This window comes from Micromonospora sp. DT47 (assembly GCF_049844475.1).
Taxonomy (GTDB): Bacteria; Actinomycetota; Actinomycetes; order Mycobacteriales; family Micromonosporaceae; genus Micromonospora.
In genome coordinates this window covers 38,976-60,508 of sequence record NZ_JBNCLC010000013.1, presented here as the reverse complement: position 1 = coordinate 60,508, position 21,533 = coordinate 38,976, and the positions used below count along the sequence as shown (strand labels likewise).

Below are 21,533 nucleotides of genomic sequence, written 5' to 3'. Positions count from 1 at the left end.
CGCGGATGCCCGGGCGCAAGTACCCGAACGGGCGGCATAGCCGTCGCGGACGTGGGTAATCGCGCGGGGTGTCCGGGGTCGCCATCGCCGACTACGGCCTGCTCTCCGACTGCGCCTCGGCTGCGCTGGTCAGCCGGGGCGGCTCAATCGACTGGTGGTGCCCGGGCCGGTTCGACTCTCCGTCGGTCTTCGGGCGGCTGCTCGACGCCGACGCCGGGTTCTGGGCGCTCGGTCCGGTGGCGGCCGAGTCGGGCCTGCGGACCGAGCGGGCGTACGTCGACGGCTCGCTGGTGCTGCGGACCGTGCACAACATCAGCGGTGGCAGCGTCGCGGTGACCGAGGGGCTCGCGGCCGAGCCCGGGGCGCGTGGGCACGAACTGGGCCGCAACTCCCCGATGGTGCTGGCCCGGGTCGTCGAGGGACTCACCGGCAGGGTGCGGATGCGGTGCGAGTTCGCTCCTCGGCCGGAGTACGGGCTGCTCAGCCCGTACCTGCACGGCGGCGATGGCCGGGTGCTGGCCACCGCCGGCCCGGTGACCCTGACCCTGCGCAGCCCGGTGCCGCTGATATGCGCGCACGGACGGGCGTACGCCGAGTTCGACGTTGCCCCCGGCCAGGTGGTCGGCTTCGACCTGGCGTACGCGCCGGCCTACGGTCCGCCGCCGCAGCAGCTGGATCCGGTGCCGGCGCTCGCCGAGACCGTCGAGGCTTGGCGGGCGATGCGGGAGCTGCACCGGTACGACGGCCGCTACGCTGACCTCGTGCGGCACAGCGCGCTGGTCCTGCAGGGCTTGACCTATCAGCCGAGCGGGGCGGTGGCCGCGGCCGTCACCACCTCGCTTCCGGAGCGGCTCGGCGGCACCGACAACTACGACTACCGGTACGCCTGGCTGCGGGACTTCTTTCTGACCGTGCGGGCGTTCTGGGTGGCCGCCTGCCCGGACGAGACCGGCCGGCTCTTTGACTGGGCCGCCCGCTCCGCCGGCCGCACCGGCGACCAACCGGTGCCGGTCATGTACGGGCTGACGGGCGAGCGGAATCTCTCCGAGTACTCGCTCGACCACCTGCGTGGGTACGCCGGCAGCCGGCCGGTCCGGGTCGGCAACGACGCCTGGCGGCAGCGGCAGTACGACGTGCCCGGCGAGGTGCTGCTCATGGCCCACCTCATCCGGGACCAGCTCGGTGATCTCTCGGAAGAACTGCAGGCGCTGCTGGTCGGCCTCGCCGAGCAGGCCACCCACTGGCGGGAACCGGACGCCGGCATGTGGGAGGACCGCGGTCCGGAGCGGCACTACCTGGCGTCCAAGGCGCTGTGCTGGGGCGCGCTGGACAGCGCAGTGAAGCTCGCGCCGATGCTCGGCGCGCGCGCCGATCCCGAGCGGTGGTCCGCCGTCCGCGATGAGATCCGGGCCACGGTGCTGCGGGACGGCTGGAATGAACGGGTCGGCGCCTACACCGGCGTGATCGGCTCGCCGGAGCTGGACGCCTCGGTCCTGGCCATGCCCTTCACGGGGATGGTGTCGGCCACCGATCCCCGGATGCGGGCCACCATCGAGGCGGTCGCGGCGGGGCTTACGACGGAGGGTCTGGTCCGGCGCTGGCCGGACGATCCGGCCGGCTTCGTGGTGTGCACGTTCTGGCTGGTTGAGTGCCTGGCGATGGCCGGCGAGACGGAGCGGGCCGTCGCGCTGTTCGAACGCACCGCCGCCCGCGCGAACGACCTCGGGCTGTTCGCCGAGCAGATCGACCCCCGCACCGGCGCGCACCTGGGCAACACCCCCCTGGCGCTCTCCCACGTCGGCCTCGTCGGGGCCGCCTGGCGTCTCACCAAGCCCAGCTTCATCTGACCCCGCCGCTCAGTGGCCGCCGCGGGAGCATCGCCGAGCAGGTCGGGGTGAGCGCGACTATCAGTTCGCTCGGGCCCCAGGAAGCCCCATTCATCGACCAGGAACGCGAACGCGGCTGGACCCTCCTCCAAATCGCCTCGACAGGAGTGTCGACGACGACCCACAAGGCCAGTGTGCCGGCTCGAGCTGCGCGACACACCTCACGACCGGTCCGCGCGATCTAACCGGCGCGGCCCCGCACATACGCGAACGCCCGCGGCGCCAGGGCAAGGACGGCGAGCGTAGCCGCCCGTAACGCGGCGTGAGCGGGCGTCGACTCGCGTGAGAACATGCGTCCATGAGCAGCGACGTCGCCCTCGATGTGAGCGCCCTGGCGATCAACGTCACGATCCCCGAGGGGCTCCGCTGGACCGACACTCGACGCGGTGAGGAGTTCACGCTGACCACACTCAACGTCCGGCTCCTCCCGGACGGGCGCCTCGCGGCAAAGGCCTACGGCCGACCGACCGGCGGCGGCCGCGGCACATACGTCTCGTTCCCCGTGCCCAACAGGCCCGAGCTGGTGGCCCTAGTCGACAAAGCTGCCAGCCGCGCCGGCGCGCTGTGGGCCGCCCACCGCGGTCTCAGCTGACGGCTCGACTGCTGTGACGCGGCAGGCGCGTCGACTCACCAGTCTCGTAGGCGCACAGGCTGCAGCAGACGCGACCTAAACCGCACCGAGCGCGCTCGCTCAGCGGCAGTTGCGGACGTTCCACTCGCTCGCATGCAGTCGACTCGCACCGCTCGACGGGCGCAGAGGCATGCCGATTGCTAGATCAGTGGGCCATCCAGGTGACCAACGGGCTCGCTGTGCGCGGCTTTGAGCACGCCATGCGATGCGGTGGGAGACACTCGGACGATGACCGGCATGCCCCCGGAGACGATGTATCACCGATGCCTGGGCTGGCACGCCCCTGCCCTGCGGCGAACCGTCATCGTCGCCTCCATCGGGCTCATTGTCGCTCTGGCGCTCCTGCCGTTCATGACGTGGGAGTTGGCCGCGGTCGGAGGCTGGGACGCCGCCGCGCTCGCCTTCCTCCTCACCATCTGGCCGGTCATTATCCGAGCGGACAGCTCGCGCACCGAGATGCTCGCCATGCGTGAGGACGAGACGCGGGGAACCGCCGCGGTGCTGCTGGTAGGGGCGGGCGTCACCAGCCTGCTGGGCGTCGGCTTTGCTCTCAGCCGCGCCGGCCGGCAGAGCGGCTCAATGCGGATGCTGCTCGCCGGCCTCGCAATACTGACCGTCCTGTTGTCGTGGACCGTTGTCAACACGGTCTTCACCCTGCGCTACTGCGACCTGCATTTCCGATCAACGACCGGGGGGATCGGCTTCGGCGGCCAGTCTGTGCAGGGGCGGCCCACCTACCGCGACTTGGCCTACGTCGCCTTCACGATCGGCATGACTTACCAAGTATCGGACACGGCCATCAGCGATCCACGGATCCGGGGCAGCGTGCTGTCCCATGCCGCCCTGTCGTACCTATTCGGCGTGGTGATCGTGGCGGGTTCCGTCAACCTCATCGCCGACCTGGCCCGCTGACCGTGTCGGACTTACCGACCGGTTGGTGGCACGCACGGAGCTCAACGAAACGTGCTTCGCTCGCGGCTTCTGACGTACCACTCCTAACCGGCGCCGGTCAGCGCAAGCCAGCCGCTCGCTCGGCGGCAGATCCGGATGTCTGATCAAGGCGCATCGGCTTCCAGCCGGCCGCTGGCCGCAGGGCAGTCGGTCACGTGCGGGGTCGGCTGGTGATGCCGTCCAAGACGGTGGTCAGGTTGTGGTTGAAGGTTTCCTCGGCATTGAGGTGGGCGCCGTCGATGACGAGCCGGGCGACGGTGGGGTACCTGCCGGTTTTGAACATGCGTGTGAGGTAGGGGCCGAGGCTGGCCTGAAAGGCGGCTTCATCGGTGCCGGTGGAGCGGGCGGTGCGTCGCTCGGTGACCTCTCTGCGGACCGCTCCGATGATGAAGGCGTTGAGGGCGCCCAAAGCCCGCTGGAGATCGTCGATGCCGCGCACGCCGGGGGCCTGGCTCAGCGCCGCCGCGGTCGCTTCGCCCACGGCGAGCGCGTGAGGTCCCAAGTGTGGCCGTCCGCCGAGCAGGTCGGCGAACCACTCATGATCAAGGGCGGCATCGCGGGTCGCGTGGGCGATGGCAAGTACCGTGGCGCTCCACTCGGAGTGCTGGCCGACCTCGGCGATCCGGGCATAGACGACGTCGACCATCAGATCGAGCAGTTCGGATCTGTTGATCACATAGTCGTAGAGCCGCATCGGACCGACACCGAGCTCTTTGGCGATCTTGCGAAGCGACAGGCCGTCGAGGCCGTGCGCGTCGGCAAGCCGGATCGCCGTAGCGGCGATCTTCTCGCGGCTCAACGGCACCGGCGCCGCCCGCGGCTGGGGCTCGGGCCGTTCCCAAACGGGCATCGCTGCGTTACCGTACGGCGTATCCACGAATACAGCGTACGGTAACGGGGTGAGAATGCGAATTGCGATCGCTGGTGGCGGCCTTGGCGGGCTGACGCTGGCACGGATCCTGCATCGGCACAGCATCGATGCGGTGGTGTACGAGCGGGAGGCAGGCCGATCCGCGCGGACGCAGGGCGGCGCGCTCGACCTGCACCCGGAGTCCGGGCAACAGGCCCTGGCCGAGGCGGGTCTCGCTGGCCGGTTCCGGTCGGAGGCGCGGCCCGAGGGCGAGGAACATCGCATCGTCGACCCGACCGGACGGACCCTGGTACACCATGAGCCGCAACCTGGCTCATTCTCCGGACGTCCCGAGATTGACCGGAGCGCACTGCGTGATCTTCTGCTCGATTCCCTCCCCGGCGACACGGTTGTCTGGCGGCACCGGCTTGTCGCGGCGACCCCGCGATCTGACGGGGGCTGGGAACTGACGTTCCATGGCGGCCACCAAACCGGCTGCGACATCCTCATCGGCGCGGACGGCGCGCGCTCAGTCGTCCGGTCGCTGCTGACCGACGTCCAACTGTCCTATGTGTCCACCCTCGTAGAGCTGAACATCGAAGACGTCGACCGGCGCCATCCCGATCTCGCCGAGCTGTGTCGGCCCCGGGAACCTGTGGTGCGTCGGCGTGAACCAGATCCTGGCAGCGCAACGCCTCGGCGACGGCAGCCTACGTGTCGGGATCTCGCTGCGCGCAGACGATCGCCCCATCGACACATACCGTAGTAAGCGCGCTCTGCTGGACATGTTCGGTGGCTGGGACCCACGCCTCACCGCACTCATCGAGGCCGGCGACAGCGCGCCGACGCCGCGCCCGATCGAAGCGATGCCCATCGGTACGCGCTGGGCCAGCCGGCCGGGCATCACCCTCATCGGCGACGCCGCGCACCTCATGCCGCCGGTCGGCGAGGGCGCCAACCAGGCCATGCTCGACGCCGCCGAACTCGCCAGCCGACTCGCCGCCAACCCCGCCGACCCGGACTCGGCAATCCGGACGTACGAGGAGGCGATGTTCACCAGGACTCACCCGATCGCCGAAATGTCCGCACGAGTCCAGGCGATGATGCTGTCCCCAACCGCGGCGGAAGACATCATCCGCTTCTTCACGGCCCGGCCCGCCGAACCGGCACCCGCCCCCGCCCTTCCAGCCAAGATGACAAGAACGGCGCCCAGCGCAGAAGCATCCCACGGCTCGGCCACGCGATGACCATGCGCAACGGCGTTGGTCCGGATCTTGACGCGGTTCGTCCGGGTCGCCGTCACCATGCCTGACCAGGGCTTTCGCGTGGTGGGGCGGGCGGGACTCGAACCCGCGACCGAGGGATTATGAGTCCCCTGCTCTAACCCGCTGAGCTACCGCCCCGATACCGCGCCGGATCGTAACCCGCTCGCCGGATCACCGGCCACCACCGAACCGGCAGGAAAACGGCGGACCGGCACGATGGGCTACGCGAGAATAACAGTCAGCAGCGGCCGGACGAGGCCCCGTTCAGCCCGCCGCGCGCAGCTCCGCCAGCACCGCCCCCGCGGTCCGCCACCCGCTGGCCAGCGCCCCCTGGATCGACGGGCTGTCCCGGTGGTCCCCGCAGACGAAGAGCCCGTCACCCAGCGCCACCGGCTTGCGCAGCCGCTGCTGCGGCGGCGGCGCGGCGGGCAGCGCGTCGGGGACCGACACGGTGGTCAGGTGTTCCCAGTCCGCGGTGGAGCGCCCGTAGAGCCGGTCCAGCTCGCGCCGGATCGCCGGCTCGGGCGGGGCGGACGGCCCGACCACCGAGGTGGCCACCAGGTGCCACCCGGCCGGCGCGTACGTCGGCGCGGCCTTGCTGATCACCACGGTGTTGGCCACCATCTCCCGGCGTTCGCCGTCGATCAGCAGGATCGGCTCGTCCAGCGGTGCGGCGTGGGTGCTGTGGTAGTACGTGGTGTAGCTGTGCATGCGTACCCGCGCCAGCGCCGGCAGCAGGGTGGCCGCCGCCGGCGGGTCGACGGCGACCACGACGGCCCGGCAGCCGATGTCGCCGGCCTGGGTGCGGACCCGGCCGGGCGCGACCTCGGCGACCGGGGTGTCCAGCTCGATCAGGTCGGCGGGCAGCGGGTCGGCGACGGCCCGGGGCAGCGCGGCCATCCCCCGCGCGGGCAGGCCGATCCGCCCGCGGGCGAACGAGCGCAGGATCATCGCCAGCACGTGGCTGGAGGTCTCCAGCTCGCGGTCGATGAGGACGCCGGAGAGGAACGGCCGGATCAGCTCCTCGATGATGGTGTCGGAGAGCCCGGCCCGGCGCAGCGCCGCCTCGGTGGTGGTCTCGGTCGCGCTGAGCAGGCGGCTCTTCGGCAGGGTGGCGCAGCCGGTGGCGAGCGTGGCGAAGCGCAGCCGGTCGAGCAGCGATCCCACCCCGGCCAGCGCGGTGCCGGGCGCCCCGGCGGGCTCGCGCAGCGGGTTGACGAGCCGGTCCAGCCGGTCGCCGCGGCGGACCAGCACGCCGGAGGTGAACCAGCCCAGGTCCAGGGCGGCCACGTCGACCAGGGTGCCCAGCCGCGGGTAGACGGTGTTCAGCACCTGGAAGCCGCGGTCGAGCAGGTAGCCGTCGACCGGGTCGGTGGCGACCCGGCCGCCGAGCCGGTCGCCCGCCTCCAGCAGCCGCCAGGGCACGCCGGCGCGGTGCAGCCGCCGGGCGGCGGCCAGCCCGGCGAGGCCGCCGCCGACGATGACGACGTCCGTCTCAGCGAGCACGATGGGCCTCCGCGTCGCTCCGGGCCGCGCGGGACAGCCGGCCCGGCCACCAGATCTTCGGCCCGATGTCGTACGACAGCGCGGGCACCAGCAGCGAGCGGACCACGATGGTGTCCAGGAGTACGCCAACCGCGACCGCCGTACCCAGCTCCACCAGCACCACCAGCGGGAGTACCGCGAGCGCGGAGAAGGTCGCGGCGAGCACGATGCCGGCGGAGGTGATCACCCCGCCGGTGACGGCGAGGCCGGCCAGCACGCCGGCCCGGGTGCCCCGCTTGACCGACTCCTCGCGGACCCGGCTCATCAGGAAGATGTTGTAGTCGATGCCGAGGGCGACCAGGAAGACGAACGCGAACAGCGGGAAGGACGCGTCGACCCCGGGGAAGTCGAAGAGGTACGTGAAGATCAGTGCGCAGAGGCCGAGCGTGGCGAGGAACGACAGCAGCACGGTCGCGATGAGCAGCACCGGGGCGAGCAGGGCGCGCAGCAGCAGGGCCAGGATGACCGCGATCACCACCAGCACCACCGGGATGATCACGTTGCGGTCCCGGGTGGACGCGTCGGAGGTGTCCACGTTGATCGCGGTGAATCCGCCGACCACCGAGTCGGAGCCGGGCACCTCGTGCACCGCCTCGCGGAGCTCACGGATGGTCCGCTCGGCGCCGTCGCTGTCCGGCGGGTCGGTCAGGGTGGCCTCCAGCTGCACCTTCCCGTCGACCACCGTGGGCTGCGCGTTCGGGTCGGGCGGCCCGGCCTGGCTGCCGGTGACCGGGCGGACCGCGGCGACGCCGGGCACGCCCTGTGCCACCTGGGCGACCTGCCGGGCGGCCTCCTGTGTGGTGAAGATGGTCGCCGGGCTGCCGGTGCCGGCCGGGTAGTGCCGGGCGATCACCTCCTGGCCGGCGACCGAGTCGGTGCGGTTGGTGAACAGGTCGGACTGGCCGAGGGTGGTGGCGCGGAGCTGGGTCAGGCCGAGGGTGAGCAGGGCCAGCACCACGGCGGTGACCAGCCAGACCGTCCGCGCCCGCCGGGCGACGAAGCCGGCGATCCGGCTCCAGATGCCATGCTCGGTCTGCGGGTCGGCCTCGTCGGCCCTCGGCGTACGCGGCCAGAACGCCCACCGGCCGCCGAGCAGCAGCAGCGAGGGCAGGAAGGTGAGCATCACGACCAGCGTGGCGGCGATGCCGATGGCGGCCACCGGGCCGAGCGCCCGGTTGGAGTTCAGGCTGGACAGCAGCAGGCAGAGCAAGCTGACGATGACGGTGGCGCCGGAGGCGACGATCGCCGGTGCGGCGCCCCGCCAGGCGGTCTTCATCGCGTCCCGGGGGCGCTCGTGCCGGTGCAGTTCCTCCCGGTAGCGGGCGATCAGCAGCAACGCGTAGTCGGTGCCGGCGCCGAAGACCAGCACGGTGAGGATGCCCTGCGCCTGCCCGTTGAGCTTGATCACGTCGTTCTTGGCGAGGTGGTAGACGAAGACCGACGCCACCGAGTACGACATCCCGGCGGCGAGCAGCGGGAAGATCCAGAGCACCGGGCTGCGGTAGACGATCAGCAGGATGATCAGCACCACCACCAGGGTGACCAGCAGCAGCGGCCCGTCGATCGCGGTGAAGACCTCGATCAGGTCGGCGAGCAGGCCGGCCGGGCCGGCGACGTCGACGGTGAGGCCGTCCCGGTTTTCGCCGGCGATGCGGCGCAGCTCGTCGACCACCTGGCCGATCTGCTCGCCCTCGACGGCGTCGACTGGCACGACCACCTGCAGGGCCTGGCCGTCCTGGCTGGGGATCGGCGGGGGCAGCGGACCGGCCACGCCCTGGATCTGGGCGAACCGGGCGGCGTCCGAGGCGGCGCGCCGCTTGTCGGCCTCGGTGATGCCGGAGGCGCGCTCGTAGACCACCAGTGCCGGGATGGTCTCCTTCTCCACGAAGCCGGCGGCCAGATCCTGGGCCCGGGTGGCCTCGGCGTCGGTGGGCAGGAACGAGGCGTTGTCGTTGGTCGCGACGTCACCCAACTTGCCCGAGTACGGCCCGGCGATGCCGCCGACCACCAGCCAGCCGAGGACGACCAGCACCGCGATCAGCGTGGCCGTGCCGCGGCCCGGTCTTCCGGCCATCTCCACCCACCCTTTGAATCGACGCATCAATCGACGCAGCGGGAAGTCCAAGTCGACATCGACCATCCTGCCGGCCGAGCGCGCCCGACGGGGCGGAAACCGGGCGTCACGCACGCACCCCCGCGCGATCCGGCAGGGTCGGGAGCCCGCGGCGGCGGCAGGAGCGGGAACGAGAAACGCCCGCCGGCGGGGCCGACGGGCGCGAGTGGAGCTGAGCTCCCCCGTTTGGACTCGAACCAAAAACCTGCCGGTTAACAGCCGGCTGCTCTGCCAATTGAGCTACGGGGGACCGCTTGTCACCGCGCTCCGGATCCCTCCGGCGCTCGGCGACGGCACAAGAGTACAGGATTCTCGGGGGGTCCGGTCCAGGGGGTTACCCCCTCCGGTCCGCCCCGGGCCGGATCCGCGGCGGCCAAGAATAATACGGACAAATCGTCATCCCGGCACAACCAGGTATGAGAGCGGAGCAGGATGGGTAGTTAGCTGCCGACAGAGGACTAGGCGCGAAATGGTCGGTCCCGACCGGGTGTCCCGGGCGGGAACGGCGGAGCGTCAGGTACGGAAGGAGCCGCCATGCGCGGAAAGATCATGTTTCTTGGCGGGCTGGCTGCGGGCTTCGTCCTGGGCGCCCGTGCCGGCCGGGAGAAGTACGAGGAGCTGGTCGTCCGGGGCCGCAAGGTGCTCGACCACCCGACCGTCCAGGAGGCGGCGGGCGTCGCGCAGGCCCAGGCGACCCGACTCTACAGCGAGGGCAAGGACAAGCTCGGCCAGTCCAAGCTGGGCGAGAAGCTGGGCAGTGGCAACGGCAGCAAGCAGGAGCTGACCGCGGCGGACGACGCCTTCGCGGGCACGCCGGCCACCGTCGGCGCGAAGTCGGGCAGCTCCACCAGCTCGTCGTCGACCACCACCGCCCCGCGGACGAAGCCGTCCGGCACGGGCACCAACGCCAGCACCCTCTGACCCATCGAACAGCGGGCCGGTCGCCGTCGGGCGACCGGCCCGCTTTCGTGTGCCCGAACGATCCATCTCGGACTTTTGCTGATCTGAAGCAAAAGTTTGAGCGGTTCATCGAAAACTTTTGCCTCCAACCTCTTCTCTTTCCTCTAGTACGCAAATATCGTCCTGCGTAGAACCTGGCCAGGCTCTCGTCACCTCCAGCGACCTCCTCAGCCCTCGTCCCGGCTGAGGCGGACCCGCCCGACCAGAGCGAGGTTCGATGCGCAGACAATTCGGCCGCAGGGCCGCCACCCATCTCAGCCTGCTCGCCCTCGTCGCCGCGACGCTCGTCGCGACGGCAGAGCGGCAGCCGACCCCGGCGCTCGCCGCGCCGACACTCACCGCTCCGGCGCTCGCCACGCCGGCGCCGATCAGCAACGGCATCGGGTACAAGGTGCTCGTCTTCACCCGCTCCGTCGGCGGCAGTCACGCCGCCACCGCCGCCGGGGTGGAGGCGATCAAGCAACTGGGCCGCGACCGCCGGTTCACGGTCGAGGTCACCAACGACCCCCGCAAGTTCGACGAGTCGCACCTCAAGCAGTTCCGCGCGGTGGTCTTCCTCAACACCGCGGGCGACGTGCTGACCAACGCCCAGCAGAGCGCCTTCGAGCAGTACTACCGCGACGGTGGCGGCTTCCTCGGCGTCCACTCCGCCATCGAGGCGGAGCCCGAGTGGTCCTTCCTCACCGATGTGCTCGGCACCCGGGCCACCACCGCCTCCGGGGTGAGCAGCGCGACGGTCACCGTCGCCGACCGGGTCCACCCCGCCTCGGAGACCCTGCCGCAACGCTGGAGCACCACCGACCGCTGGTACAACTTCGCGGCCAACGTTCGGGGCTTCTCGCACGTACTGGCCACGGTGGACGAAAAGACGTACACCGGCGGCACCATGGGCCACGACCACCCGGTGACCTGGTGCAAGGACTACCAGGGCGGCCGGTCCTTCTACACCGGACTCGGCGCGACGCCGGAGAGTTTCGGCAGCACCGACCTGCGCGCCCACCTGGGCGGGGCGATCCAGTGGGCGGCCGGGGTGACCGACGGCGACTGCGGCGCGACCGTGCTGGCCAACTACCAGATGACGGTGGTCGGGGCGCAGCCCAACGTCAACGAGCCGATCGGCTTCGACGTGCTCCCCGACGGCCGGGTGATCCAGACCGACCGGCGTGGCGGCGTACGCCTGCACGACCCGGAGGGCAACGCGACCACCGTGCTGGCCCAGATCCCGGTCTACACCCACAGCGAGGACGGGATGTACGGCCCGGCGATCGACAACGACTTCGCCAACAACAAGTGGGTCTACCTCTACTACGCGCCCCTGTTGGACACGCCGGCCGGTGGCGCGCCGACCACCAGCACCGACCCGACGGCCTGGGACCAGTGGAAGGGTTACTTCCAGCTCTCCCGGTTCAAGTTCGTCGACGGGGAGACCCCGTCGCTCGATGTGAGCACCGAGCAGAAGATCCTCCAGGTGCCGGTGGACCGGGGGGCCTGCTGCCACGTAGCCGGTGACATCGCGTTCGACTCGAAGAACAACCTCTGGCTGGTCACCGGGGACGACACCCCGGCCGGTGGCGGCGGCTCCGGCGGCTTCTCGCCGCACAACGACTCGGTCAGCGCCACCGGCGTCTACCAGGCGCCCTTCGTGGACGCCCGACGCAGCTCCGCCAACACCAACGACCTGCGCGGCAAGATCCTGCGGATCACGGTGGGGGCGGACGGTTCGTACACCGCGCCGTCGGGCAACCTCTTCCCGGCCGGCACCGGGAAGACCCGCCCGGAGATCTACGCGATGGGCTTCCGGAACCCGTTCCGGATCACCCTCGACAAGAACGACGTCGCCTACATCACCGACTACTCCCCCGACTCCTCGACCGCCGCGGTCGGCCGCGGGCCGGCGGGCACCGGCCGGATGATGGTGGTCGACGAGCCGGCGAACTACGGCTGGCCGATGTGCGTCCAGCCGAACCTGCCGTACATCGAGATGGACTGGACCACCAGCCCGATCTCTCCGATCGCACCCTTCGACTGCGCGGCGCCGAAGAACACCTCCCGGCACAACACCGGCCTCACCGATCTGCCGGCGGTGGAGAAGTCCGAGCTGTGGTACTCGTTCCAGGCGCCTACCCCGTGCCCGGAGTCGTACCTGTCGACCCCGACGCAGACCTGTCCGGTGCTCTTCCCCGAGCTCGGCACGGGCGGTGTCGGCCCGCACGGCGCGGCGAAGTACGACTTCGACCCGGAGCTGAGGTCGGAGACGAAGTTCCCCGAGTACTACGACGGCGCGATCTTCTTCGGCGAGTTCACCCGGGACACCCTCAAGGAGGTCCGGCTGGACGACAAGGGTGACATCCTGAAGATCAACAACGTGCTGAACTGTGGCCAGGCGCCCACCACCCCGACCAAGCCATTCCTCTGCGACAACCCGATGGACATGCGCTGGGGCGCGGACGGCAACTTCTACCTGCTGACGTACGGCGACGGTTTCTTCGCCGTCAATCCGGACGCGGCGATGGTCAAGTTCAGCTACGTCAAGGGCCTGCGGGCGCCGAACGCCGTGCTGACGGCCACCCCGACCAACGGCATCGCGCCGCTGACCGTGGCCTTCTCCAGCGAGGGTTCGAAAGACCCGGACCCGGCCGACTCGATCTCGTTCGCCTGGGACTTCGACGGTAACGGCACCACCGACTCGATCGACCCGAACCCGTCGCACACCTACACCAGCAACGGCGTCTACACCGCCCGGCTGACGGTGACCGACTCCAGCGGCAAGACGGCCTCGGCGAACACCACCATCACGGTCGGCAACACCGCGCCGACCGTCACCGTCACCACCCCGCTCGAGGGCGGCTTCTTCAGCTGGGGCGACGACATCCCCTGGTCGGTGACCGTCACCGACCCGGAGGACGGGCCGGTCGACTGCGCCAAGGTCGAGGTGACCTTCGTCCTCGGGCACGACCAGCACGGCCACGGTGAGGCCAACCAGTTCGGCTGCTCCGGGGTGCTGCCCACCGACGCGGACGACGCCTCGCACGGCGGCTACATCTACGGCGTGGTGAGCGCGTCGTACACCGACAGCGGGGCGAACGGGCAGCCGGCGCTGACCACGGTGGACCAGCAGATCGTCCAGGCCAAGCGGCAGGAGGTCGAGTTCGCCGCTGGCGAGTCCGGCACCACGGTCGGCACCAGCGCCGACACCGGCGGCGGCCAGCAGCGCGGCAGCCTCGACAACGGCGACTGGCTCGCGATCAACAACACCGTGAACCTGAAGAACATGCAGTCGGTGACGCTGCGTACCTCCGGCGGCAGCGCGGCCACCGCCGGGCAGCCCCGGTTCGGCGTCGAGTTCCGGCTCGACTCACCCACCGGCCCACTGCTGACCACCGCCACGGTCAACGCCACCAGCGGAAACAACGCCTTCACCAGCACCACCGTGCCGTTCACCGACCCGGGCGGCACGCACAAGCTCTACCTGGTGTTCACCACCGTCCCCGGTGGTCCGGCCAGCGGCTTCGGCAACCTCAACTGGGTCGAGCTCACCGGTCAGGGCATCGGCGTCACCCCGTGACGACCGCCCCGGGTGGGGCCACCGCCGGTGGCCCCACCCGAGCACCAGCCATCACCAGTCAGCACGGAAAGGCAGCCAGCAGATGAACCACACACAGCACGGAATGAGCCGTCGCCGGATGCTCGGCACCCTCGCCGGGGCGGCCGGAGCGGTCGCCGTCGGCGCTGCGGGCTGGGCCCCCTCCGCCGCTGCGGAGGGCAACGGCCTGCTCGTCCCGACCGGCAAGCGGGGCATCATCCTCTACAGCGTCCGGGACCGGATCGGCGCCGCTCCGGACGCCAGCGGGGTGCCGTACGGCTTCGAGCGGGTGCTCGGCCGGCTCGCCGAGATCGGCTACAAGGAGGTTGAGTTCGCCGGCTACAACCAGAACACCTCCATCCTGGGCCGACAGATCACCGCGGCGGAGATCCGCAAGATCCTGGACGACAACGGGCTGCGGGCCAACGGCTCGCACGCCTCCGTCCCGAGCACCATCACGCCGGACACCCTCGCCGCCTTCGAGCAGCAGTTGGACATCGCCGAGACGCTCGGCATGACGCACATCGGCACCGGCGGTGACCCGACCGGCAGCAACTACAAGGCGGACTGGGACGCCGCCGCGGACCGCTGGAACACCCTCGGCGAGATCGCCGCCGCCCGGGGGCTGAAGCTCTACACCCACAACCACGACGCGGCGTACAACTTCCTGCTGGACAGCGGGCCGCTGGACGCGCTGGGCCGGCCGACCCGGTCCTCCGGCGTCCGGAAGCTGGAGTACTTCTTCGGCCTCACCAACCCGGAGCACGTCTGGTTCGAGATGGACATCTACTGGGCGCACGTGGCCCAGCACCGGTTCCGCAGCTACACCGACCCGGACGGCGTGACGCAGACGAACATCTTCGACCCGCTGGCCACGGTGGCGGCGCGGACCAACCGGTTCCCGCTGTTCCACGCCAAGGACGGCGCGTTCAACCCGGCCAACTCCGCCGGATACGACATGGTGCCGCTCGGCCAGGGCGACATCGACTACGGCAACTTCTTCGCCAACATGGGCGCGAAGGGCTACCACAACCCGATGTGGGAGCAGGACAACGCGCCCGGCGGCACCGCCGATCCCGGTCGCTCGCTGCGCTACGCGGAGATCAGCTACCAGCACATGTCGGGTCTGCGGGGCTGACCGACCCGACTGGAGCAACGGAGGGGCCGCGTCCGGGAAACCGGGTGCGGCCCCTCCCGTCACGCGGCTGTGACGCGGGTGTGGCAGATTCCGGATGGAGGTCATCGCCCGAACTGATCACTGTCCTCGACGTCGTCGCGGCCGTGGACGGATCCCAGCCTGCCTTCGTCTGCACCGAGATCCGCCAGCGGGGCCCCCTGGCGACACCGCAGCAGGCCTGCACGCGGCCGTGCGCGATTGCCCGCGCGATGGCCAGCGCCGAGCCCGCCTGGCGTGCGGCCCTGCAGGCGATATCCGTCGCGGACCTCGCCAGGAGTGTCGACGAGGACCACGGCCCCACCGCACTGGCCGGCGTCCGCACCTGGCTGAACGGACCGAACGACGGCGATACCGCGGGTGTCGAGCAGGGAGAAGAGGCGCGAGGGCGATGTCGGCCTCGGCGAGCCATTGCCGGAGCGGTCCGAGCGCTCGAACGCCAAACCCGACGGACAACCCCTCCCCGCCGGCGGCACTGACCGGCCTGCTGATCGGCGTCGTCGCAATCCTCCTCGGGCGTCGCCGGGTCAGTGCCAGTCGCTGATCTTCACGTCGCGCGGCTCGGGGGCACCTTCCCCGGTCTCGAGGAGCTGCTTGAGGCTCATCAGGAAGGTGCCCCACTTGGTGCTGCAGTGGTGCATGAACTCGACCGGCTCACGCCAGCCCTCGTGCTTGAACAGCACGATCGTGTAGTCGCCGTCCTGACGGAGGTCCCACTGCACGCTGGTGCCGATCCACTCCTGCGGTCCGTCCACGACGTCCCAGCGGACGAGCCGGCCCGGATCGAGCTCGGCGACCTTCATGTCGAACCCGCCCGACCCGAACCGGAACTCGATCACGCCGCCGACGTCGGTCTCCCCCGACGTCTTCTCGGTCCACCAGCCGGACAAGCCGTCCAGGGTGGTGAGCGCGTCGTACACCTGCTCCGGCGAGGACTGCTCGACGCCGATGCGGTGAAGGATGTCTGCCATCTCCGTGTTCCTCTCTACTGCTTCTTCTCGATCTCGTTGTTCGTGTCCTTGCCGCGCTGGATCGTCTCGGCGATGCGCTTGATGCGCTGGAGACGGGAGTCCCAAGCAGCGCCGACGTCGGCGAGCTGGGCGACGGCGCGGGCGAGCTGGGCCTGATCGACGCGGAACTGCTTCTCGCGGCCGGCGGTGGTGACGTGCACCAGGCCGACCCGGTCGAGGACGACGAGGTGCTTCGCCACCGCCTGACGGGTCACCGGCAGGTGCTCGCTCAGGCTGGTCGCCGTCCCGCTGCCTTCGCTCAGCAGCAGGTCGAGCATCCGGCGCCGGGTCGGGTCGCCGACCGCCGACCAGAGGTCGTCGTCCACCATCACACTCATGCGCCCGCTCCGACCTTCGCGGCGTACGCCGGCAGCCGCGGCAGGTAGAAGTCCCAGCCGGTGACGTGCGCGCCGTACTCGGCGGCGAGCTTTGCCTCGTCCCAGCCGCGCTCGCGGAAGCCGCTCTCGGTCATCCGCAGGAGCGTCCCTCTCCCGGCGGGCTCGAGCTCGAAGACGACCAGGAGCGAGTTGCCCGGGGCGGCGGCCTCCCCCTCCTCGTGGGTCCACCGGAAGGAGAAGAGCCGCGGCGGCACGGCGTCGACGACCGCGAACTGCACCCAGGTGCCGCCCTGCGAGCAGTCCCCGAAGCCGATCCGCCCCGCTCCCCCGGGCACGGCCGGGAACTGCGCCTCGTCCGGCCACCACTCGCGCAGGTGCTCGGGACTGCTCACCACGTCGAAGACAACCTCGGGTGAGGCGTCGATGTGGATCTCCCGCTCGATCGTTCCGAATTCCATCCTCGCCACCTTCTGCAACGTTTGGTTGCGTATCACGCTAGCCGACCTGCCGGGACATGTGCAACCGTTAGTTGCATGACGGCGTGGCCCGGCTCGGCGACTGATCGCTGGCCGCCGGCTTTCGCAGCCCCGGGCCGCGCTGAACGGCAGCCGTCGTTTGCACCCTCGGGCCAGGCGGCACCGGTCCTGGTGTCCGACGGTTGGGCCCGGCCGGGTGGGGTAGACCGCCACGAGGCGGGGCGGTCCTCGGCCAGGTTCACCCGGTTTGGACCGCCAAGACGGCTCGGGGGGCCGATGTCGGATGCATCAGCGCGGTTGAGCGGGCCGGGGATGTCCGATGACGTGGTGGAGCTGCGGGTACATGGGGCCGCCAGCGCGAGCGCCGACCAGGTGTCGGACCTGCCGCAGATCGAGCAGGTCGCGGGCGACCGCAGTGGGGGCTTCTACCGACCCCGCCGCCGCTATTCGGGCACCAGCGGCGGCGGCCGGGTGACGCTGGAGGCGTACCACTGGGGTGACCTGCCCTCCGGAACCATGGTCCGAACCCTGTCGCTGGTGTTCCTGCTGCCGTTCATGCTGGTCAACGTGGCGATCTGGATGCGCCCGGCGAACCCTGGTTCCGACGCGATGGTCCGATCCCTGTGCCGATTGCTGGCGCTCACTCTCACCGCGCTGTATGTGCTTGCCATCGCCGGCGTCGCGCTGGACCTGATCGCGTGGAAGTGTATGAGCTCGCCACGCTGCCTGGCCGGGCGCAGTTGGTTGTCCTGGTTGGGTGGGCAACCGGTCGGGCTGCGGCTGGCGGTACTCGCGCTGGTTCCGGCCGCTGCCATCGGCCTGGTCTGGCGGGCCAGTGCGCGCCCAGGGAGGGTGTTCGACGCGTTTCGCGCTCCCGAGAAGGAGGTCTCCGGGCATCGGCTCAGCGCGGTCGGTCAGTGGGACGCCGAGCCGCTGGTGGGTCGGCTGCGCTCCATCCACGTCGCGGCGGCGTTCGCGACACTGGACGTCACTCTGCTCGCCGCCCGGGTCTCAACCGGGGCCTCGGCCGGCACGATCGCGCTGGCGGTCGTCACCGGGACGGTCCTGGCCACCTGTGTGGTCCTGCTCTGCACGCCCCCGCTGATCGACCGGGCCGCCGCGGACCGGCGACTCGACCGGATCACCCGCACGCTGCGGACGATCGCCGTCGTCCTGACCATCGTGGTCACGGCCCACGTCCTGGCCAGCCCGGCGCCATGGCACGAGGGGGGCGGCCTACCCGGCTACGACTCAATCCTCACCTGGCTGTTCGTCACCCAGACGACCCTGCTGGCCGCCCTGGGCGCGGTGCTGCTCTGGCGCCGGGACCGCCAGCCGGATGCCACGCCGCTGCTCGGGCTGGGCGCGCTGGTGATCGCGGCCTCAGCGATCAGTCTGGCGGTGGCGTTCTCCGCCGAGCTGATCTACCGGGTGGCGGACTTCCTGGACCGCGACGCGCAGACCGCAGCGGGCTTGGCCGCCGGTCCGCCGCAGGCGTACACCTGGGCGATCTTGGGCTTCTTCCGGGCGGTACTTTTCACGCTGGTGGTCGTGGGCCTGGTGACCCTGATCTCCCGACGCGGCCGGTTCCGCGCCGCGGCGGCAATTGTCGCGCGCGACTACCCGGACCCACCGGCGGAGGCCCGGCCCCGGCTGCGGCAGGTGCAGAAGGCGATAGCCCAGGCTCGGTTCACCGAAACACTGATACCGCTGGCCGTGGTCTACGCCTGCCTCGCCGGAATCGGCACGGCCACCACCACCATCGGCCTACTGGAGCTGCCGGGCGACGCCGTGGAGCGGTACGCAGGGGTGCCGTCTGACGTGGTCATCTTCGGCATCGCGTTCGGCAGCTGGGTGATCGCGGCGATCATCCTCAGCCTGATCGTCGGCGGAATCTTCGCCTACCGGACCGTCGAGTTCCGGCGCCACGTCGGCGTCCTGTGGGACCTGGGCACGTTCTGGCCCCGGGCCGCCCACCCGTTCGCGCCGCCCTGCTACGCCGAGCGGGCCGTGCCGGAGCTGACCCGACGGATCACGTACCTGGTCGGACGAGGCAACGCGGTGCTGCTCACCGCAAACAGCCACGGTTCGGTCCTGGCCGCCGCGACGGTGCTCCAGTTGCCGCCCCGGGTCAGCAGCCGGGTCGCCCTGCTCACCCACGGGTCACCGCTGCGCCGGCTCTACGCCCGGCTCTTCCCCGCCTACATCGACGACGAGGTGCTGCACGAGATCGGCGCTCGAGTCGACTGGCGGTGGGTGAACCTGTGGCGCGACACCGACCCCATCGGCGGCTGGATCTTCTCCGCCCACCGGCCAGCCGCGCCGGTCACCGTCGGCCGCCCAGCGGCAACGGTGGACCGCCGGCTGCGAGATCCCGCCGATGTGGTGGCTCCACCTGGCGACAGCGTCCCACCGCCGATCCAGGGACACCGGCCCTGCGAGTCCGACCAGCCGTTCACCGAGGCGGTGCGCGAGCTGGTCGAGCGCCTCCGCAAGTCGATGGACCCAGGGCCTCGTCGGGCCGACCCACCGGCCGGGCGATGAATTCGGCATCCGCCCGTCGGGCAGCGCACCGTCGGCGCACCGGAGTCGGTCAGTGCGGCGTGCCCGGGGCCGGGTCGGCCCCGGGCACGCCGGGATCAGTCCCGGCTGCTGCTGAACGCGGCGTCGAAGGCGGCCGCCGGGGCGTCGAAGGCGAGCCGGCGGACGAACTGGAGCGCCTCGGGCGCGCCGACCAGCCGGTCCATGCCGGCGTCCTCCCACTCGATCGAGATCGGGCCGGCGTAGCCGATCGCGTTCAACGCCCGGAAGCAGTCCTCCCAGGGGACGTCGCCGTGGCCGGTGGAGACGAAGTCCCAGCCCCGGCGCAGGTCCGCCCAGGGCAGGTGGGACGAGAGCCGGCCGCGCCGCCCGTCGCCGGTGCGGACCTTCGCGTCCTTGCAGTCCACGTGGTAGATCCGGTCGGCGAAGTCGAAGATGAAGTTCACCGGGTCCAGCTCCTGCCAGACGAAGTGCGACGGGTCCCAGTTCAGCCCGAACGCCGGCCGGTGCCCGATCGCCTCCAACGTGCGCTTGGTGGTCCAGTAGTCGTAGGCGATCTCGCTGGGGTGCACCTCGTGGGCGAACCGCACCCCGACGGAGTCGAAGACGTCCAGGATCGGGTTCCACCGGTCGGCAAAGTCCTGGTAGCCGCGGTCGATCATCGACGGCGGCACCGGCGGGAACATCGCCAGGGTGTGCCAGATCGACGAGCCGGTGAAGCCGACGACGGTGTCCACCCCCAGCTTCGCCGCCGCCCGGGCGGTGTCCTTCATCTCCTCCGCGGCGCGGCGGCGTACCCCTTCGGGCTCGCCGTCTCCCCAGATCCGGGCCGGCAGGATGTCCTGGTGGCGCTCGTCGATCGGGTGGTCGCAGACGGCCTGGCCGACCAGGTGGTTGGAGATGGCGAAGACCTTCAGCTTGTGCTTGGCGAGGGTCTCCCGCTTCCGGTCGACGTACGAGTCGTCGGCGAGGGCCTTGTCGACCTCGAAGTGGTCGCCCCAGCAGGCGATCTCCAGCCCGTCGTAGCCCCACTCGGAGGCGAGCCGGCAGACCTCGTCGAACGGAAGATCGGCCCACTGGCCGGTGAAGAGCGTGATCGGTCGCGCCATTGTCTGTCTCCCCTGTCGTGATGGGGATTCCTGAGCGGGACCGGGGCGAGGGTGACCGGGCCGGGCCGGTGCGCGGCGGCCACGAAGGATCACCGGTGGGTGCCTACGCACCTGGGCCCGACGGGTTGCGCCTCCCGTCGGGTCACCGGCCACCTCGCGGTCGCCGCCCTCACTCTAGGACCGTCGGGACCGGTGCGGAAGAGCCCGCACCGGACCGGGCTCGGCGAGCAGCACCCGGATCGTCACTCGGCCTCCTCCTCGGGGGCGGGCAGCTCGGCGCGGACTCCGAAGCCGCCCTCGGGTCGCGGGCCTGCGGAGAAGGTGCCGCCGACCACCTCGGCCCGCTCCCGCATCGCGAGCAGTCCGAGCCCCGCCCCGGGCCGCTCCCCCGCCGGGCGGACCGGGCCGTCGTCGCGTACCTCGATGGTCACGCCGTGGTCGTCGTAGCGCAGCCGGACCGCGACGGCCGCCCCCGGCGCGTGCTTGTGCGCGTTGGTCAGCGACTCCTGGATGACCCGGTACGCCGCGACGTCGACCGCGGTGGGCAGCGGGCGGGGCTGCCCGGCGACGGTCCAGCGCACCGGCTGGCCGGCGCTGAAGCCCTCGACCAGGGCGTCCAGCCGGTTGAGGCTGGGCGCCGGCTCGGTGGGCGCGTCGGTGACCGCGAGCGCCGCCCCGGCACCGGCCACCCACGCGGTCCGCCGGTCGGTCCGGGTGGCCACGGTGTACGCGGCGATCGCCACGACGATCATGAAGGGGCCGCGCGCGTAGCCCAGCAGCAGGGCGGCGACCACCAGGACGGTGACGACGGCGAGCACCGGAAGCGGGTGTCGGCGGCGCAGGGCGAGCGCGCCACAGCCGAGCAGGGCGAAGAGCACCGCGCCGGCGGTCAGCGGCGCCCGGGCGGGGCCGCCGGGCGGGTCCACCGGCAGCAGGCTGACCACGAAGAGCAGCCCGGCCAGCAGTGCGTCGGCGACCGCCGGGTGCGCCCGCACGACCCGACGCCAGTCCGCGAGGCGTCCCATGCGGCCCAAGGTACGGCAGCCGACGCGTGCCTTAACCGGCGCGTCCGGAGATCACGCACCGGGTGTCGCCGGTACC

17 protein-coding genes and 2 tRNA genes are annotated in these 21,533 nt (G+C 71.0%); 9 read left to right on the top strand and 10 right to left on the bottom strand.

What is annotated here, in order from left to right; genetic code table 11:
• Positions 1 to 68 precede the first annotated feature (68 nt).
• The 3 genes from ACLQ2U_RS20285 (at position 69) to ACLQ2U_RS20275 (ending at position 3,429) form a co-directional block, all read left to right on the top strand.
• Positions 69 to 1,847 carry a glycoside hydrolase family 15 protein gene (locus tag ACLQ2U_RS20285; RefSeq protein WP_425752273.1) on the top strand — a complete coding sequence of 593 codons (1,779 nt, stop codon included), beginning with the start codon at positions 69 to 71 and terminating at the stop codon, positions 1,845 to 1,847.
• A gap of 337 nt (positions 1,848 to 2,184) precedes the next feature.
• Positions 2,185 to 2,478, top strand: a complete 294-nt coding sequence (locus ACLQ2U_RS20280) for a hypothetical protein (protein WP_357111824.1) — start codon at positions 2,185 to 2,187, stop codon at positions 2,476 to 2,478.
• Between the two features lie 267 nt (positions 2,479 to 2,745).
• Positions 2,746 to 3,429, top strand: a complete 684-nt coding sequence (locus tag ACLQ2U_RS20275) for a DUF1345 domain-containing protein (protein ID WP_425752272.1) — start codon at positions 2,746 to 2,748, stop codon at positions 3,427 to 3,429.
• A gap of 190 nt (positions 3,430 to 3,619) precedes the next feature.
• On the opposite strand, the gene ACLQ2U_RS20270 is transcribed toward ACLQ2U_RS20275, so the two are convergent.
• Positions 3,620 to 4,345, bottom strand: coding sequence for a TetR/AcrR family transcriptional regulator (locus ACLQ2U_RS20270; RefSeq protein ID WP_425752271.1), 726 nt, complete (start codon positions 4,343 to 4,345; stop codon positions 3,620 to 3,622).
• A gap of 28 nt (positions 4,346 to 4,373) precedes the next feature.
• Here ACLQ2U_RS20270 and ACLQ2U_RS20265 point away from each other — a divergent pair, with 28 nt between their 5' ends.
• On the top strand, positions 4,374 to 5,084 hold the full coding sequence (locus ACLQ2U_RS20265) for an FAD-dependent oxidoreductase (RefSeq protein ID WP_425752352.1): 711 nt from the start codon (positions 4,374 to 4,376) through the stop codon (positions 5,082 to 5,084).
• Positions 4,987 to 5,565, top strand: a complete 579-nt coding sequence (locus tag ACLQ2U_RS20260; protein WP_425752270.1) for an FAD-dependent oxidoreductase — start codon at positions 4,987 to 4,989, stop codon at positions 5,563 to 5,565. The genes ACLQ2U_RS20265 and ACLQ2U_RS20260 overlap by 98 nt, the downstream gene beginning before the upstream one ends.
• A gap of 79 nt (positions 5,566 to 5,644) precedes the next feature.
• Here ACLQ2U_RS20260 and ACLQ2U_RS20255 read toward each other — a convergent pair.
• From ACLQ2U_RS20255 to ACLQ2U_RS20240, 4 genes are all read right to left on the bottom strand, one after another.
• A tRNA-Ile gene (locus ACLQ2U_RS20255) sits at positions 5,645 to 5,721 on the bottom strand.
• A gap of 126 nt (positions 5,722 to 5,847) precedes the next feature.
• Complete coding sequence (locus tag ACLQ2U_RS20250; RefSeq protein ID WP_425752269.1) at positions 5,848 to 7,089, bottom strand: FAD-dependent oxidoreductase; 1,242 nt, start codon at positions 7,087 to 7,089, stop codon at positions 5,848 to 5,850.
• A complete protein-coding gene (locus ACLQ2U_RS20245; protein WP_425752268.1) occupies positions 7,079 to 9,202 on the bottom strand; it encodes an MMPL family transporter in 2,124 nt (707 codons plus the stop codon). The genes ACLQ2U_RS20250 and ACLQ2U_RS20245 overlap by 11 nt, the downstream gene beginning before the upstream one ends.
• A 216-nt stretch (positions 9,203 to 9,418) precedes the next feature.
• Positions 9,419 to 9,491, bottom strand: a tRNA-Asn gene (locus ACLQ2U_RS20240).
• Positions 9,492 to 9,775: 284 nt separating this feature from the next.
• On the opposite strand from ACLQ2U_RS20240, the gene ACLQ2U_RS20235 reads away from it, so the two are divergent.
• The 3 genes from ACLQ2U_RS20235 to ACLQ2U_RS20225 all read left to right on the top strand — a co-directional run bounded on the left by ACLQ2U_RS20235 (position 9,776) and on the right by ACLQ2U_RS20225 (position 14,922).
• Entirely contained in the window at positions 9,776 to 10,162 is a 387-nt protein-coding gene (locus ACLQ2U_RS20235; protein WP_425752267.1) for a hypothetical protein, read from the top strand.
• A gap of 256 nt (positions 10,163 to 10,418) precedes the next feature.
• Positions 10,419 to 13,766, top strand: a complete 3,348-nt coding sequence (locus tag ACLQ2U_RS20230) for a ThuA domain-containing protein (protein ID WP_425752266.1) — start codon at positions 10,419 to 10,421, stop codon at positions 13,764 to 13,766.
• A gap of 82 nt (positions 13,767 to 13,848) precedes the next feature.
• The gene (locus ACLQ2U_RS20225; RefSeq protein WP_425752265.1) at positions 13,849 to 14,922 is read left to right on the top strand and encodes a sugar phosphate isomerase/epimerase family protein; all 1,074 of its coding nucleotides are present in this window, start codon (positions 13,849 to 13,851) and stop codon (positions 14,920 to 14,922) included.
• A gap of 563 nt (positions 14,923 to 15,485) precedes the next feature.
• Here the strand turns inward: ACLQ2U_RS20225 and ACLQ2U_RS20220 are convergent.
• The 3 genes from ACLQ2U_RS20220 to ACLQ2U_RS20210 are packed head-to-tail and all read right to left on the bottom strand — an operon-like array spanning position 15,486 to position 16,764.
• Entirely contained in the window at positions 15,486 to 15,929 is a 444-nt protein-coding gene (locus ACLQ2U_RS20220) for an SRPBCC family protein (protein WP_425752264.1), read from the bottom strand.
• 14 nt (positions 15,930 to 15,943) lie between these two features.
• A complete protein-coding gene (locus ACLQ2U_RS20215) occupies positions 15,944 to 16,306 on the bottom strand; it encodes an ArsR/SmtB family transcription factor (RefSeq protein WP_425752263.1) in 363 nt (120 codons plus the stop codon).
• Entirely contained in the window at positions 16,303 to 16,764 is a 462-nt protein-coding gene (locus ACLQ2U_RS20210; protein ID WP_425752262.1) for an SRPBCC domain-containing protein, read from the bottom strand. The genes ACLQ2U_RS20215 and ACLQ2U_RS20210 overlap by 4 nt, the downstream gene beginning before the upstream one ends.
• Positions 16,765 to 17,094: 330 nt before the next feature.
• Here ACLQ2U_RS20210 and ACLQ2U_RS20205 point away from each other — a divergent pair, with 330 nt between their 5' ends.
• Positions 17,095 to 19,326, top strand: coding sequence for a hypothetical protein (locus ACLQ2U_RS20205; protein ID WP_425752261.1), 2,232 nt, complete (start codon positions 17,095 to 17,097; stop codon positions 19,324 to 19,326).
• 95 nt (positions 19,327 to 19,421) lie between these two features.
• Here ACLQ2U_RS20205 and ACLQ2U_RS20200 read toward each other — a convergent pair whose 3' ends face one another.
• Positions 19,422 to 20,432 (bottom strand): sugar phosphate isomerase/epimerase family protein, encoded by a 1,011-nt coding sequence (locus tag ACLQ2U_RS20200; RefSeq protein ID WP_425752260.1) that lies wholly within the window; start codon positions 20,430 to 20,432, stop codon positions 19,422 to 19,424.
• 242 nt (positions 20,433 to 20,674) lie between these two features.
• Complete coding sequence (locus tag ACLQ2U_RS20195) at positions 20,675 to 21,457, bottom strand: sensor histidine kinase (RefSeq protein WP_425752259.1); 783 nt, start codon at positions 21,455 to 21,457, stop codon at positions 20,675 to 20,677.
• Between the last annotated feature and the right edge of the window lie 76 nt (positions 21,458 to 21,533).